This is a genomic window from Streptosporangium sp. NPDC006013 (assembly GCF_040614275.1).
GTDB lineage: Bacteria > Actinomycetota > Actinomycetes > Streptosporangiales > Streptosporangiaceae > Streptosporangium.
Window position 1 is genome coordinate 1 of sequence record NZ_JBEXUE010000271.1, and the last position, 13,917, is coordinate 13,917.

At 70.3% G+C, this 13,917-nt stretch carries 12 protein-coding genes and 1 pseudogene; 4 read left to right on the plus strand and 9 right to left on the minus strand.

The features are described 5' to 3' along the window. Positions 1-373 (minus strand): winged helix-turn-helix domain-containing protein (locus tag ABZ260_RS32270; RefSeq protein WP_355625356.1); only part of this gene is annotated, 373 nt, incomplete at its 3' end. 200 nt (positions 374-573) lie between these two features. On the opposite strand from ABZ260_RS32270, the gene ABZ260_RS32275 reads away from it, so the two are divergent. After that, on the plus strand, positions 574-1,017 hold the full coding sequence (locus ABZ260_RS32275; RefSeq protein WP_355625358.1) for a hypothetical protein: 444 nt from the start codon (positions 574-576) through the stop codon (positions 1,015-1,017). 425 nt (positions 1,018-1,442) lie between these two features. Continuing rightward, complete coding sequence (locus ABZ260_RS32280) at positions 1,443-3,398, plus strand: Xaa-Pro dipeptidyl-peptidase (RefSeq protein ID WP_355625360.1); 1,956 nt, start codon at positions 1,443-1,445, stop codon at positions 3,396-3,398. Positions 3,399-3,523: 125 nt separating this feature from the next. Here the strand turns inward: ABZ260_RS32280 and ABZ260_RS32285 are convergent, their stop codons facing one another. From ABZ260_RS32285 to ABZ260_RS32300, 4 genes are all read right to left on the minus strand, one after another. After that, positions 3,524-4,777 (minus strand): MFS transporter, encoded by a 1,254-nt coding sequence (locus tag ABZ260_RS32285; protein ID WP_355625362.1) that lies wholly within the window; start codon positions 4,775-4,777, stop codon positions 3,524-3,526. Between the two features lie 39 nt (positions 4,778-4,816). Continuing rightward, a complete protein-coding gene (locus ABZ260_RS32290; RefSeq protein ID WP_355625364.1) occupies positions 4,817-5,623 on the minus strand; it encodes an MBL fold metallo-hydrolase in 807 nt (268 codons plus the stop codon). A gap of 21 nt (positions 5,624-5,644) precedes the next feature. Further along, complete coding sequence (locus ABZ260_RS32295) at positions 5,645-7,258, minus strand: amidohydrolase (protein ID WP_355625366.1); 1,614 nt, start codon at positions 7,256-7,258, stop codon at positions 5,645-5,647. A 155-nt stretch (positions 7,259-7,413) separates the two neighbouring features. Continuing rightward, positions 7,414-8,814, minus strand: coding sequence for an FAD-binding oxidoreductase (locus ABZ260_RS32300; RefSeq protein WP_355625368.1), 1,401 nt, complete (start codon positions 8,812-8,814; stop codon positions 7,414-7,416). Between the two features lie 177 nt (positions 8,815-8,991). Between ABZ260_RS32300 and ABZ260_RS32305 the strand changes: the two genes are divergently transcribed. Continuing rightward, on the plus strand, positions 8,992-10,023 hold the full coding sequence (locus ABZ260_RS32305; protein WP_355625370.1) for a GNAT family N-acetyltransferase: 1,032 nt from the start codon (positions 8,992-8,994) through the stop codon (positions 10,021-10,023). A gap of 350 nt (positions 10,024-10,373) precedes the next feature. Here ABZ260_RS32305 and ABZ260_RS32310 read toward each other — a convergent pair. Next, positions 10,374-10,811, minus strand: a pseudogene (locus ABZ260_RS32310) (Clp protease N-terminal domain-containing protein); the annotation flags it as partial. 188 nt (positions 10,812-10,999) lie between these two features. On the opposite strand from ABZ260_RS32310, the gene add reads away from it, so the two are divergent. Then, positions 11,000-12,034 (plus strand): adenosine deaminase, encoded by a 1,035-nt coding sequence (gene add / locus ABZ260_RS32315; RefSeq protein WP_355625372.1) that lies wholly within the window; start codon positions 11,000-11,002, stop codon positions 12,032-12,034. A 39-nt stretch (positions 12,035-12,073) separates the two neighbouring features. Here add and ABZ260_RS32320 read toward each other — a convergent pair whose 3' ends face one another. The 3 genes from ABZ260_RS32320 to ABZ260_RS32330 form a co-directional block, all read right to left on the minus strand. After that, positions 12,074-12,214 carry a hypothetical protein gene (locus ABZ260_RS32320; RefSeq protein ID WP_350954525.1) on the minus strand — a complete coding sequence of 47 codons (141 nt, stop codon included), beginning with the start codon at positions 12,212-12,214 and terminating at the stop codon, positions 12,074-12,076. A gap of 131 nt (positions 12,215-12,345) precedes the next feature. Next, entirely contained in the window at positions 12,346-13,119 is a 774-nt protein-coding gene (gene pgl / locus ABZ260_RS32325; protein WP_355625375.1) for a 6-phosphogluconolactonase, read from the minus strand. Between the two features lie 87 nt (positions 13,120-13,206). Continuing rightward, positions 13,207-13,917: HNH endonuclease (locus ABZ260_RS32330; protein WP_355625377.1), on the minus strand; the 711-nt coding region annotated here is incomplete at its 5' end.

Sequence of the window (13,917 nt, forward strand, 5' to 3'; positions counted from 1 at the left end):
CGGCCGGATCCTGGGCTCGGGCGGGACGCCGAACCCGCCGGCGGAGGCGGTGCGCGCCGTGGAGGCGGTCGTCCACCCTGAGCAGGTAGCCGCGCGGGCAGGTCAGCAGGGGACCGTCATCCCCGGCGCACCCCAGCAGGTGCCGGCAGCGCAGCACGTAGTTCTGCAGGGTGTTCCTGGCACCGCCGGGCGGGGCCTCTCCCCACAGGTGGTCCATCAGCGTCTCGACGGGGACCGTCTTGTTGGCGTCGAGCAGCAGTGACACGAGCAACGTCCGCAGCTTGGCCGCCCGGATCGGCACGGGAACGCCGTCCCGCAGCACCTCGAACGGCCCCAGAACCCTGAACTCGAAACCTGATCCCGCCGTTTTCACTACCCAATGTAAGCACAATATTTCCTTCTGTGATCAGGTGTGCGCGTCAAGTGCGCCCCGGATACGTGGCGAGCGCCTGGTGTGGCAGGTGCTGAGGGGTGACCGTGAGGTGACCGGCGAGTGAGTGGCCCGCGGCACGGTGTGCGGTGACGGCGGGGCGTACGTGCCCGGCTGATCTTCACACCACAGGAGGGCACTTCATGTTCAAACGTGTAACCGGGATCGTGGCGGCGGTGATCGCGGCGGCGGTGATGGTCACCGCCGCCCCCGCTCCCGCCGGCGCGGCCTCGTTCTCCCGGGAACTCACGGCCACGGCGCAGGCCGCGGGCGTCTCGGAGGCGACCGTCTACTCCATGGCGATGTCGCTGGTTAACAGCGATCCGGAGGACGAGTACCGCTTCCCCGACGAGGAGTTCCAGGACGCCCCCCGCTCCTGGAGCGCGGTCCTGGCGTTCGTCAAGAGGTTCTGGCGTCAGATCGTCGACGCGGCCAAGGCCGCCGGTGAGTGGGCGTGGTGGAAGGCGGGCAAGTGCGCCACCGGCGCCGTGACCGAGGTCTGGAACAAGTTCGGCGGAGACCTGACCGACCCGGAGGCGGTGCTGGCCGTGGCCGTCTACGGCTGCCTGAAGGGCCTGCGCGGCTGATCGTCCCGCCTGGCGGGCGGCACTCCCGATCACCGGGGGTGCCGCCCGTTGGTCTGCGCCCGGGAGGTGATGGATGATCTCGGGGCGTTGGTGACGACGGGGAGCCGGACCGGGCCGCAGGGGCCGCGGGATCCGCCGTACGGTCGCCTCGCTCACTCGGTGGCCGGGCCGGATGAGCTCACCGTGCACCCTGCGGTGTCCCAGGCGTGCCACCGGGTCCCGGATCTCGACGTGTGGTGTTCGAGCCGCCGAGATCTAGCTCGATATGTGTCGAAATTGTAGTGATCGAGACAGGGTGCCCATCCATAGACATTTCGTACTTCCTGCCCATAACATCAAGCCTTCTTGGGACAGCCTTTACTGTCCCTTGAACCTTGGTTGGGGCCTTTTCCCGCCCCGCACTGATTGTTCGGGAAGGTTTGTCGATGTCTAAAACACGCCTGGTGACGGGTCTTGGGGCACCAACCGCCCTCCGTAGCCCGGGGTCGGCACGCCGCGGCGTGGCGGCGCTGGGTCTCGCCGCCACCATGACCTTCGCCGGGATCGCGGCGACCTCGGCCCCCGTCAGCGCGGCCGCCGACCCCTCCGTCGGACCGGTCTTCACGGACGGCATGGCCCAGCCGGTGTTCTCGACGAACCGCAACGACTGGATCCGCGAGGAGGTGTGGGTCGAGACCCCGATCGACAGTGACGGCGACGGGCGCAACGACCGGGTGCACGCCGAGGTCACCCGGCTCCGGGAGACGGAGACGGCCGGTTTGAAGTCGCCCGTCGTGTACGAGGTCAGCCCCTACTACGCCGGCGGCAACCCGGTCACGAACCACAACGTCGATCACGAGCTCCACGAGGCACTCCGTCCGGGCAAGGGCTGGATGAACCGCGGTGGTTCGGTGAAGGATCCGGCGACCGACGAGCGGCTGGCCGCCGCCGGCGTGGCAGGCGTGGCCGACGGCGACGAGGCCGTCACGGGCACCGGCCCGCAGCCCGCCATCAGCACCAGTCACGAGTCCAACTGGCTGCCTCGCGGTTTCGCGGTGGTCCATGCCGAGTCACTGGGCAGTGGTAAGTCCGACGGCTGTCCGACCACCGGTGGGCGCAACGAGACCATCGGCGCGAAAGCTGTCGTCGACTGGTTGAACGGGCGCGCGAAGGCCTACGACGCCACCGGCAGGGAGGTCAACGCCACGTGGACGACCGGCAAGGTCGGCATGATCGGCACATCGTACAACGGCACCCTGCCCAACGCGGTCGCGAGCACCGGTGTCGAGGGTCTCGAGGCCATCGTGCCGATCTCGGCGATCTCGAGCTGGTACGACTACTACCGCGCGAACGGTGCCGTCGTCGCCCCGGGCGGCTACCAGGGCGAGGACGCCGACGTGCTCGCGGAGTACGTCTACACCCGCGCGAACAAGCAGATCTGCCGAAGCGTCATCGAGGAGCTCGCGAAGGCGCAGGACCGGGTCACCGGCGACTACAGCGCCTTCTGGGACGAGCGTAACTACATGAACGACGTCGACAAGGTCCGCGCCGCGACGCTGGTCGCGCACGGGCTCAACGACTGGAACGTCAAGACCAAGCACGCCGCGCAGTGGTACGAGGCGCTCAAGGCGCGCGGGGTGCCGCACAAGATCTATCTGCACCAGGGCGGGCATGGCGGTTCCCCGAGCGTCAACGTGCTCAACCGCTGGTTCACCCGCTACCTGTGGGGCCAGGAGAACGGTGTGGAGAACGACCAGCGGGCGCTGATCCAGCGCGAGGACAGGACGCTGGTGGAATACCCCGAGTGGCCCGAACCGGCCGCGGCCGCCACCGAGCTCAACCTGGCGCCCGGCACGGACGGCACCGCCGGTGTCCTCACCGACGACAAGACCCGCCTGGGCAAGCCGGTGACCGAGACGATCGTCGACGACGCGTCGAAGCGGGCGCTGACCCTCGCCGACGCCGTGACGTCTCCCAACCGCCTGGCCTACAAGTCGGGGACGCTGACCGGTGCGGTCCGGCTCAGCGGCACGCCGCAGGTATCACTGCGGATGTCCTTCGGGCAGCCGGCCGCGAACGTCACGGCGCTGCTCGTCGACTACGACCAGAACGGTAAGGCGAAGATCATCACTCGGGGCTGGGTGGATCCGCAGAACCGTAAGTCGATCTCGAAGACCGAACCGGTCAAGCCGGGCAGCCCGTACCGCCTCGACTTCGACATGCAGCCGCATGACTACGTGTTCGCGGCGGGACACCGCATCGGCATCGTGCTGCTGTCGAGCGACTATGAGTACACCATCCGGCCCACCCCCGGCGCGACGCTGCACCTCGACACGACGAAGAGCACGGTCATGCTGCCGCTCGTCGGCGGGGCGGCCGCGTTCACCGCGGCGAACAGCTGACCCGGGGCACCCACCGGCTGAGCGGCCCGCTCAGCCGGTGGGTGCCGGAAACTCGGCCTACGCTCATGGATCAGCCCACCGAGGCGACCACACCGGATGACCTTTCACCGCCGGATGCTCCGGCCTCATGAGGTGGTGGGCGCCGACTGCTCGGGGGCGGGGCGGCGGATCGGGGTGAAGAGCGCGGTCGTCGCGATCAGCAGGCAGGCGGTGCCGGCCAGGAGGCAGATCACGGTGACGCCGTAGCCGCCCGCACCCCAGGTCAGGACGGCCGCGCCCACCGGGCCGAGGGAGAAGTGGATCGTCCAGAACGCCGAGGTGACGCGGCCGAGCAGATGGTCCGGGGTCACCTGCTGGCGCAGGGACATCGAGCAGATCCCGGCCACGCTGACGCCGCAGAGGTAGACGGCCATCAGGGCGGCGATCACCGGGACACGGCCGGAGAGGCCGACGCCCGCCATGGCGAGCCCGCTGGTCGCGAGGGCGCCGATCCAGGTGACGCCGAAACCGAGCCTGCGGCGGACGGGCGCGACGAGCACGGCTCCGGCGATCGTGCCGGCCGCGGCGACCGCGAGGACCGTGCCGACGGTGCCGTCGGAGTGGCCCAGATCGTGCTTGAGGTGGTAGATCAGGACGTCGGTCATGCCGAGCGTGAAGAAGATGAAGAAGGAGAGCAGGATCGTCAGGGAGCGCAGCACCGGGTGCCGCCAGAGGAATCGGGCACCGGCCAGCAACTCCTGCCAGGGCCGCTGGCGCGGCGGTGCGGGCGCGCCGGCCTCGGGTCGCTTGAACCGGACGAAGTACAGGCCCACCGCCGACAGCGCGAAGCTCGCCGCGTTGATGGCGATCGCCGCGGTCGGGCCGAACTGTCCGGAGACCACCCCGGCGAGCAGCGGGCCGCCGACACCGGCCGCCGCGGCGGTCGCGTAGAGCCGGCCGTTGGCCTCGGTGATGCGGTCGCCGTCGACCAGGTTGCGCACCGCGGTCACGTAGGTGACCTGGAAGACCATCCCGATCGCCTCGCTGAGCGGCAGCACCACGTAGAGCAGCCAGACCTGGGGGCCGAACGCCCAGACGAGCGGGATGAGCCCGTACAGCACCAGGCGGGCGAGGTCGCAGCAGATCAGCAGGGTCCGCCGGTCGAGCCGGTCGGCCAGGATCCCGGCGAAGATCCCGGCACCGACCGACGCGGCACCGGCCACGCCCGTCAGCAGGCCCATCTGCGCGACAGACCCGGTCACGTTCAGCACCAGCAGCGGGATGGCGATGTAGGCGAACGAGTCCCCGGCGACGGAGAGCGTCTGGGAGACCCAGAAGACGTTGAAGTTCCGGTCCCGCCACAGCGGGCGCACGTTCTCTGCTTCCTCTGATCCCGGCACCAGGGGACTATCCCTCACCTTGGCGATCTTTTCCAGTGGTTAATCGTCCAGGACGAAGGAGAGGTAGCGGTCGGCGGAGCGGCGGACGGCCTCGGCGCCGTCGGTGTGCACGATCCGCTTCCACCAGCCGCCGTAGACGCGGTCGAAGGCGTACGGCTCCAGGAGCGACAGGGCGCGGCGGATCGTGGCGGGGCGTTCGGGGATCAGGTTGGGGTAGCTGTACATGAAGCCGACCCAGCGGCGGTCGGCCACCACCTGGAGGATGTCGCCGGAGAACAACGCGCCCCGGCCGTCCTCGGCGTCGCGCCAGTGCATGACCTGGCCGCCGTCGAAGTGCACGCCCGCGTTGACCAGCGTCACTCCTTCGAGGATCTCGTGGGTGTCGCCCTCCCAGAAGACCACCGACTCGTCGGGGCGGGCCACCCAGGCGCGGTCGGCCGCGTGCAGGTGGATCGGCGCGTCGAAGGCGTGCGCCCATTCGACCATCGAGCCGTAGAAGTGCGGGTGGCTGATCGCGATGGCGTCGATCCCGCCGAGCTCGCCGACCTGCCTGATCAGCTCGTCGTCGAGGTGGGTGACCATGTCCCACAGCACGTTGCCGGCGGGGGTGCGGACCAGCAGGGCACGTTGCCCGATGGCGGTGGCGGGGTCGGTGCCGATGCCGACGACCCCGGTGCCCTCCTCGGCGAGGTGCGCCCTGTGTCCGCTCTCGCGTAGCTCGTTGAGGGAGGTCCAGCGCTGGCCCTCCCAGCCGACGTACTGCCGCTCGTCCTCGCAGATCGGGCAGTCATCCCGCGCCGCGGCGTACTGGACCCCGCAGGTGAGGCAGATGGGCAGATCGTTCACTTCGGAACTCCTTCGACCGGGTCAGCGCCGGTAGACCTGCTCGCCGCCGACGAAGGTCATCGCGACCCTCGTCCGCCAGATCTCGGTCTGCGGCTCGGTGAACGGGTCGCGGTCCAGGACGACCAGGTCGGCGCGGTTGCCGGGGACGATGGTCCCCGCGTCGTCGTCGTGGTTGATCCGGGCCGAGCCGGCGGTGTAGGCGGTCAGCGCGGTGGCCAGATCCAGGCGCTGGCCGGGCAGGAACGGAGTCTGCGCCGTCGGGTAGTTCGCGTGCACCGAGCTGGGCGGCTCGGTGCGGTTGACGGCCACGTGCAGGCCCTGGATCGGGTCGGGGTTGGAGACCGGCCAGTCGCTGCCCGCACAGAAGCGGGTGCCGGCCCGCAGCAGGTCGGCGAACGGGTACTGCCACGAGGAGCGCTTCTCGCCCAGGAACGGCAGGGTCAGCTCGTCCATCTGGGCGTGGTGGGTGGCCCAGAGCGGCTGCAGATTGGCGGTCACGCCGAGCTCGGCGAAGCGCGGCACGTCGGAGGGCTCGACGATCTGCAGGTGCGCGATGTGGTGCCGGTTGGCCGGGTCGGTCCCCTCGAAGCTGTCCAGCGCCTCGCGGACCGCCCGCTCACCGATGGCGTGGAAGTGGACCTGGAAGCCGTGCCGGTCCAGCTCGGCGACGCACTCCTTCAGCAGCGCCGGCTCCACGTACGACAGGCCGGTGCCGCCGCAGCGGCAGTAGGGCTCGATCACCGCGGCGGTGAAGTTCTCGGCGATGCCGTCCTGCATGATCTTCACCGAGGTGGCGCGGAACCGCTCCAGGCCCGTGGCCGACTCGCGCCGCTCCAGCAGCTCGGGGATCTGCTCGGCGCCGCGCGTCCGGTCCCACCACAGCGCGCCCACGACGCGGGCCCGCAGCGCGCCGGAGGCCGCCGCCGAGACGTACGTGGACAGCTGGTCGTCGTAGCCCGCGTAGGAGCCGACGATGGCGTCCTGCCAGCCGGTGACGCCGAGGGAGAACAGGTGGTCCTGGGCCGCCAGCAGCGCCTCGTGCATGTCCTGGGCGCTGGGACGGGGGGTGAGCAGGCCGACCAGGTCCATCGCGCCCTCGTGCAGTACACCGCTCGGCGTGCCGTCGGCGTCGCGCTCGATCCTGCCGTCGGCCGGGTCGGGGGTGTCGCGGGTGATCCCGGCCAGCTCCAGCGCCCGGCTGTTGACCCAGGCGGCGTGGTGGTCGCGCTGGATCAGATAGACCGGGCGGTCGACGACGTCGAGCTGGGAGCGGTGCGGGAGGCCGCCGGGAAAGGCCGACATGTCCCAGCCGCCGCCGTCGATCCACTCGTGGTCGGGGTGGGAGTCCGCGTAGGCGACGATCTTCTCCACATACTCCGGCAGGCCGTAGACCTCGGACAGGTCGCACCTGGCCCGCTCCAGGCCCGCCTGCACCGGGTGGATGTGCGCGTCGGTGAACCCGGGGGTCAGCAGGCGGCCGTCCAGGTCGACGACCTCGTGGCCGGGGGCGGCCAGCCGTACGACGTCGGACTCCGTGCCTACGGCGGCGATCCGGCCGTCACGGACCAGCACCGCCTCGGCGAAGGCGTCGGTGGCGAGGAAGACCCGGCCGCCCCGGAAGAGCAGGTCGCTCACTGTTGCACCATCCTTCTGTCGGTGGCCCGGAGGTCGCTGACGCCCCCGGGGTGCCGCTTGATCACCTACACTGCACGCTCGACCGGCCGAGGTCCAGGGTGAGTTTCTCCGGGCGCCCGCCGCCGTCCGGCGTCCGGGGCCGTCTTCCCCGGTGCTCAGCGTCCGGTGATGGAGTCGGCGACGCGGGCCAGCACCGAGGTGCGGCCGAGTCCCGCCTTCTCCCTGGCGTCGGCCCGCCGGTAGAGGTCGTACATGGTGTGCACGCCGATCCACCGCAGCGGTTCCACCTCCCAGCCCCGCACCTTGCGGTCCACCCAGGGCAGGGAGGCGAGCTCGGTGTCCTCGCGCAGGATCAGGTCGCGCAGGGTACGGCCGGCGAGGTTGGTCGTGGTCACCCCGTGGCCGGTGTAGCCGCCCGCCCAGCCGATGCCGGTGGTGTGGTCGACGTGCACGGTGGCGCACCAGTCGCGCGGCACGCCGAGCACCCCGGACCAGGCGTGCGCCACCTTCGAGGCCCTGACCGCGGGGAACATCCCGGTCAGCAACTCCCAGAGCGCCTCGATCGTCCACTCGTGGGTGCGGCCCCGCTCGTCCACCCGGGAGCCGTAGAGGTAGGGCTTGCCGCGCCCGCCGAACGCGATCCGGCCGTCGGCGGTGCGCTGGGCGTACATGTAGTAGTGCGCCATGTCGCCGAGCAGTTCGTGGCCCTCCCAGCCGATCTCGTCCCACAGCCCGCCCAGCGGCTCGGTGACGATCATCGAGCTGTTCATCGGCAGCCAGGCGCGGTGGTACTGCTTCAGTTCGGCGGTGAAGCCCTCGGTGGCGCGGATGACGTAGTCGGCGCGGACCGTGCCGTGCGGTGTGCGGGCCTCGCGCGGGGCGATCTCGGTGACCGGGGTGCGCTCGAAGATCTTCACCCCGAGGTCCCGCACGGTCTGGGCCAGGCCGCGGGCCAGCTTGGCGGGCTGGATCCTGGCGCAGTGCGGGCTCCAGATCGCGCTGACCGCGCCGGCCACCCGCAGGCGCTCCTCCCGCTCCGCCGGATCGAGCAGCCGCACGTCATCCTCGGTCCAGCCCCAGTGGCGCTCGTGGGCGAGCAACCGGTGCAGCCGCCGATCCTGGGCGGCGTTGGTGGCGACCGTGGTGACGCCGCCCTTGACGATGTCCGCGTCGATGTTCTCGTCCTTGGCGATCGTGATGACCTCGTCGATCGCCTCGAACATCACTCGCTGCAGCCGCTTGGCCGCGTCCGCGCCGTGCGTCCTGGCGTAGCGCTCGGGGGTGCCCGCCAGCTCGCCGACCAGCCAGCCGCCGTTGCGCCCCGAGGCGCCGTAGCCGGCGAACTCCTTCTCCAGCACCACGACCCGCAGGGTGGGGCTGGCCTTCTTCAGGTAGTAGGCGGTCCACAGGCCGGTGTAGCCGGCGCCGACGATGGCCACGTCGGCGTCGAGATCACCGCCGAGGGGAGTGCCGGCCATGGGGATGCCGAGGGAGCGGTACCAGAAGGAGACGTCTCCGTTGACGAAATCCCCAGCCAGGGGAACACGCGTGCTCATGGCCTCATATCCTGCTATATCCGTCTATTGCGATGCGCCTGTCAACGGAAACCGTTGCAGAAAAGCAGTCCTGCCACGTAATGAGTGATCCGCTAGATGTAACGGCAGGCTCACTCATGTGTAGCAGTCCCGTAACAGGGTCAGGTAAGGCTATCTCCCGACAGAGGGAGCATTCTGATGGGGTTTCTGAGGATTCGTACTACCGTTGACGAGCGGCCGGGGCGTCTCGCCTCGCTGGCCGCCGCGCTCGCCGCCAAGGGCGGCAACATCCTGGGCCTGAGCGTCCAGACCGACGCGGACGGCACGGTCGACGAGTTCGTCACGGACATCCCCGCCGGTGCCGAGGCGGTGCGCGAGGCCCTGGAGGCGGCAGGGGGACGCGAGGTCCTGGTCGTCCCCGCCACCGCGCACGAGTTGACGGACGAGCCCACCCGCGTGCTCCTGCTCGCCTCCCGGCTGCGTACGACACCCTGGCGCCTGCCCGAGCTGCTTGGGGAGCTGCTGCGCGCCGACGACTCCCGCTGGGTCTACGGTGCCGAGATGAGCGATCTCCCGGACCCCACGCTGCTCACCGTGCCCGTGGCCCCGCGCCGCGCGATCAGGGTGCGCCGGGCCGAGCTGCCCTTCACCCTGACCGAGGCCGCCCGCGCGGCCTCCTTCGTGCGGCTGGCGCAGCCCCCCGTCGAGCAGTCCGGCACCGACCGCGACATCACGCTCTCCGACGGCGTCGAGGTCCAGGTCCGCCCGCTCACCCGGCTCTACCGCGAGGCCGTACGCGACCTGCACGACCGCTGCTCGCCCGAGGCCCGCAGGTTCCGCTACTTCACCGCGATGCCCCTGCTGCCGCCGAAGGTCTTCGACCGGCTCTGCGACCGCACGAAGGGGCACTCCATCGTCGCCGGGCACGACGGCCAGGTCGTCGGCCTCGCCAACCTGATGTTCACCCCCGACCCCGGCATCGCCGAGATGGCCTTCCTGGTCGAGGACCGCTGGCAGGGTAGGGGGCTGGGCGCGTCCCTGGCCCAGATGCTCGTCGGCCAGGCCCGGGACCTGGGCTTCGCCGAGGTCAGAGCCACCCTGCTCTCCGACAACGTGCGCATGCGCAGGCTCCTGGTCTCGCTTGGCGCGACCCTGAGTTACACCGAGGATCCCGGCGTGGTGGAAGCCAGGCTGGCCGTGGGAGTGATGGCGACGGCATCCCCGAGTTGAACCCATCATTCGGCCTCCCCGTTTCGGGATCGCTCAGGGCTCCCGAAGCGGGGAGGGCCCACTCTCATGCCCTCTCACGAGGGCGGGCTCTCATGCCCTCTCACGAGGGCGGGTGCGGGCGGTTCCCTCTTGACCCCGCCTCGCGGGCGTGTGCCCTACCCGGTTCTGCGGGAGGGGTCTCAGGGAGCCTGCTCCTTTGGTGGGCCGGGCTCACGGGGTGCGTCAGTGGCGTCGATGGCGTCCAGCCTGCGCTCGATCCGGTCCAGGCTCTCCTGGATGCGCTCCAGTCTGGCCGAGAGTGACGCGCCCATCACCGGAAAGCCCTCCTCGGCGGTCACCACGCGGTCGGGGCCGCGCTGCCCGAGCAGCGTGATCACCCGGGCGCGTACGGCGTCCAGGTGCGCCCCCTGCCCGGTCAGTACCCGGGCGGCCACGCCCTCGCCCTCGCGGATCAGACCGAGCAGGATGTGCTCGGTGCCGATGTAGGTGTGGTGCAGGCCGAGTGCCTCCCGCAGCGACAGTTCGAGCACCTTCTTGGCGTGCGGGGTGAAGGGGATGTGGCTGCCGGGGGTCTCGTCACCCCTGCCGATGATCTCCTCCACGTCGTTCCTGACCCGCTCGCCGTCGATGTCCAGGGCCCGCAGGGCGCGGCCGGCGACGCCGTCCTGTTCAAGGACCAGGCCGAGCAGGATGTGCTCGGTGCCGATGTGGTCGTGGCCGAGTCTCCGGGCCTCCTCCTGGGCCAGGACCACGACGCGGCGGGCACGGTCGGTGAAGCGCTCGAACACTGGGAGCCTCCGTGAGGGGTGTCGAGGTGCTTGCCCCCACTATGCGCCAGACGTCCGGTGAGCGGGAGGAAAAGCTCCGGTGAAATTCTCGCGCCGCCCGGCATTCGCCGCTGTAATCGTACATTTTGCTGTTAGATTCAGGGTAAATGCCTTTTAAACCCGGGTGTGGCGTGCGTAGGGTCGCCCGCATGACGATCGACACGTTCATCGACGCCCTCCCCAAGGTCGAGCTCCACGTCCACCTGATCGGCTCCGCCTCGCCCGCCACCGTGCTGGAACTCGCCCGCCGCCACCCCGGCGGGGGCGTTCCCACGACCGAGGAGGAGTTGCTCGCCTTCTACAAATTCCGCGACTTCCCGCACTTCGCCGAGATCTACCAGGCGATCAACGCCCTGGTCCGGGAGCCCGAGGACGTGGCGACCCTGGTGCTCGGCCTGGCCGCGGACCTGGCCCGGCAGAACGGGCGCTACGTCGAGCTGACCGTCACCCCGTACGCGCACCACGTCATGGGAATGCCGATGCGGGAGGTCACCGAGGCACTCGACCTGGCCGCCCGGCGTGCCCGTGAGGAGCACGGCGTGCGGATGGCGTACGTCTTCGACATCCCCGGCGAGTACGGCGTCGAGGCGGCCCGGGTCACCCTGGAGCACGCGCTCGGAGAACCTCCCCAGGCGCTGGTAGGTTTCGGGCTGGCCGGGATCGAACAGGAGCGTCCGAAATATCGCGACGCCTTCCGGGACGCCTTCCGCGCCGCCACCGCCGCCGGGCTGCGCAGCCTGCCGCACGCGGGTGAGATGAGCGGCCCGGAGACCATCTGGGAGGTCCTCGACCATCTGGGCGCCGAGCGGATCGGCCATGGCATCGCCTGCGTGAAGGACCCCCGCCTGGTCGCCCACCTGCGCGAGACACAGATCCCGCTGGAGGTCTGCCCCACCTCCAACGTCTGCACCGGTCAGGTCGCCCGCATCGAGGAGCACCCGCTGCCCCGCATGATCGAGGAGGGCCTGTTCGTCACCCTCAACAGCGACGACCCGCCCATGTTCGCCACCACCCTGAGCGGCGAGTACCGTGTCGCCGCCGAGCACCTGGGCCTGGACCGCGCCACCCTCGCCACCCTGGCCCGCAACGCCGTCGAGGCCTCGTCCATGGACCCGGCGGGCAAGAAGGAGATCCTCGACGAGATCGACGCTCTCACCGCCCAGCCCTCCGGGACGGCCTCCTGACCACCCATGACGGCCATCTCGAAGATCGCGATCGTCAGGTCATGTCGATTCGCGATAGGCGCGCCGTCGCCGCGCGGCCTCGCGGAGCACGGGCGCCTCGTCCGGCTCGTCGAGCGAGGCGACCAACTCGTCGAACTGCTCGGCGGGCATCGGCGTGACGTCGGACGGTTCGGCCACCATCCCCTCCATTCCGCGGTGTTTGTGCGGCCCCGTCGCGGACCGAAAGCCACCGTAGCGGTAATCAATGGATCGCACACCGTGACCACGGTGGTCGACGCGGGCCGGACCAAGGCGAAAGCGAGGGGCCGGGCTCAGGGAGAGGAGATCCGGCTCAGGGAGGAGGGGATCTTGGAGGCGGCGGCGCGGTCCAGCAGGAAGAGGGTTCGCCGGCTGCCTCGAGCACCGGCCGCGGGGACCTGCATCGTTCCCGAGTCCGACAGTGCCAGCCGCACCGCTCTCGCCTTCTCCTCACCGGCGGCGATCACCCACACGTCGCGGGAGCCCTGGATGACCGGCATCGTCAGCGAGATGCGGGTGGGCGGCGGCTTGGGCGAGCCGTGCACCGCCACCACCGGGCGGGTGTCGTACAGGGCGGGCATGCCGGGAAAGAGCGAGGCCACATGGCCGTCCGGGCCCATGCCGAGCATCATGAGGTCGAAGGACGGCGCCGGGCCGTGGTCCTCGGGGCGCGAGGCCCGGCGGAGCTCCTCGGCGTAGGCGTCGGCCGACTCCTCGGCGGTCATGCCCGAGTCGGGGCCGCGCATCACGTGCACCCGCTCGGGGTCGAGGTCTATGTGGTCCAGCAGGGCCTTGCGGGCACCGGTCTCGTTGCGCTCGGCGTCACCGGCCGGCAGGAAACGCTCGTCGCCCCACCAGATGTCCACCTTGCGCCAGTCGACGGCGTCCCTGGCCGGGGAGGCGGCGATCTCGGCGAGGGTGGCGAGGCCGACGGTACCGCCGGTCAGGACCAGATGGGCCGAGCCCTTGGCCGCCTGGGCGTCGATGGCACGGATGATCACCCGGGCGGCGACGGCCTTGGCGAGCACGTCGGCGTCACGATGGATGATCACAGTGGGAACGCTCACCAGAACCTCCCGAGGGTGCCCCGGCCTTCAGGCCGGGGAGGAATCGGGAGCGGGAGGGCCGTCCAGGCCCGAGCGTGCTCTGACCGGTCAGTCATTTCGATCGGCTTCTTTCTGGGTCGTGTAGCCGTAGCCGTCCGCGCGTTGAAGGTGACGGACATGGCGATGGTTGATCCCGGCGATGCGGCCGTGCCGGGTGGTGATGTCGAACGAGCCGGAGGAGCGGACCAGGGCCCGCCCGAGGTGAACCCCGGCCTTCTTGCCTGCCGGGATGTTGGCCCGGACCAGGTCGCCGGTTTGGAAGCCGTGGTGCAGTTTGCTCCGTGGCCGGACAAGGCGGGGGAACCCGTAGCGGTCGGGGGTGGTGCGGGCGTAGGTGCCGCGACCGGTCGCCGTGACCACGAGCACGGTGGACGGCCAGGCGGCCACGCTCTCCAGGTGGCCGACGTGCAGCGCGTCCAACGTGTGGGATTTCGGGGCGCCGGTGCGGGAGCGGTTCCATTTGGTGCGCCCGCCGGAGTCGGTGTGAACGGGCAGGTCGGTGGCTTTCAGGGCCTGCCACAGTGCCCAGCGGGTGGTGTTGACGGCGGCGGCGTCGCGCAGCGGTGCTTTCGCCTGCTTGAGGATTTTTGCGAGGAGTGTGGGTTTGTCCTTGAGGAACTCCTGCACGGGGGTGGCGTTCTTGGTCTGGTTACACGGGATGCAGGCCAGGGTGAGGTTGCTGACGCGGTCGGAGCCGCCCCGGCTGCGGGGGTGGATGTGATCGATGTTCAACGGCACGTCCTGCTTGCCGCAGTAGGC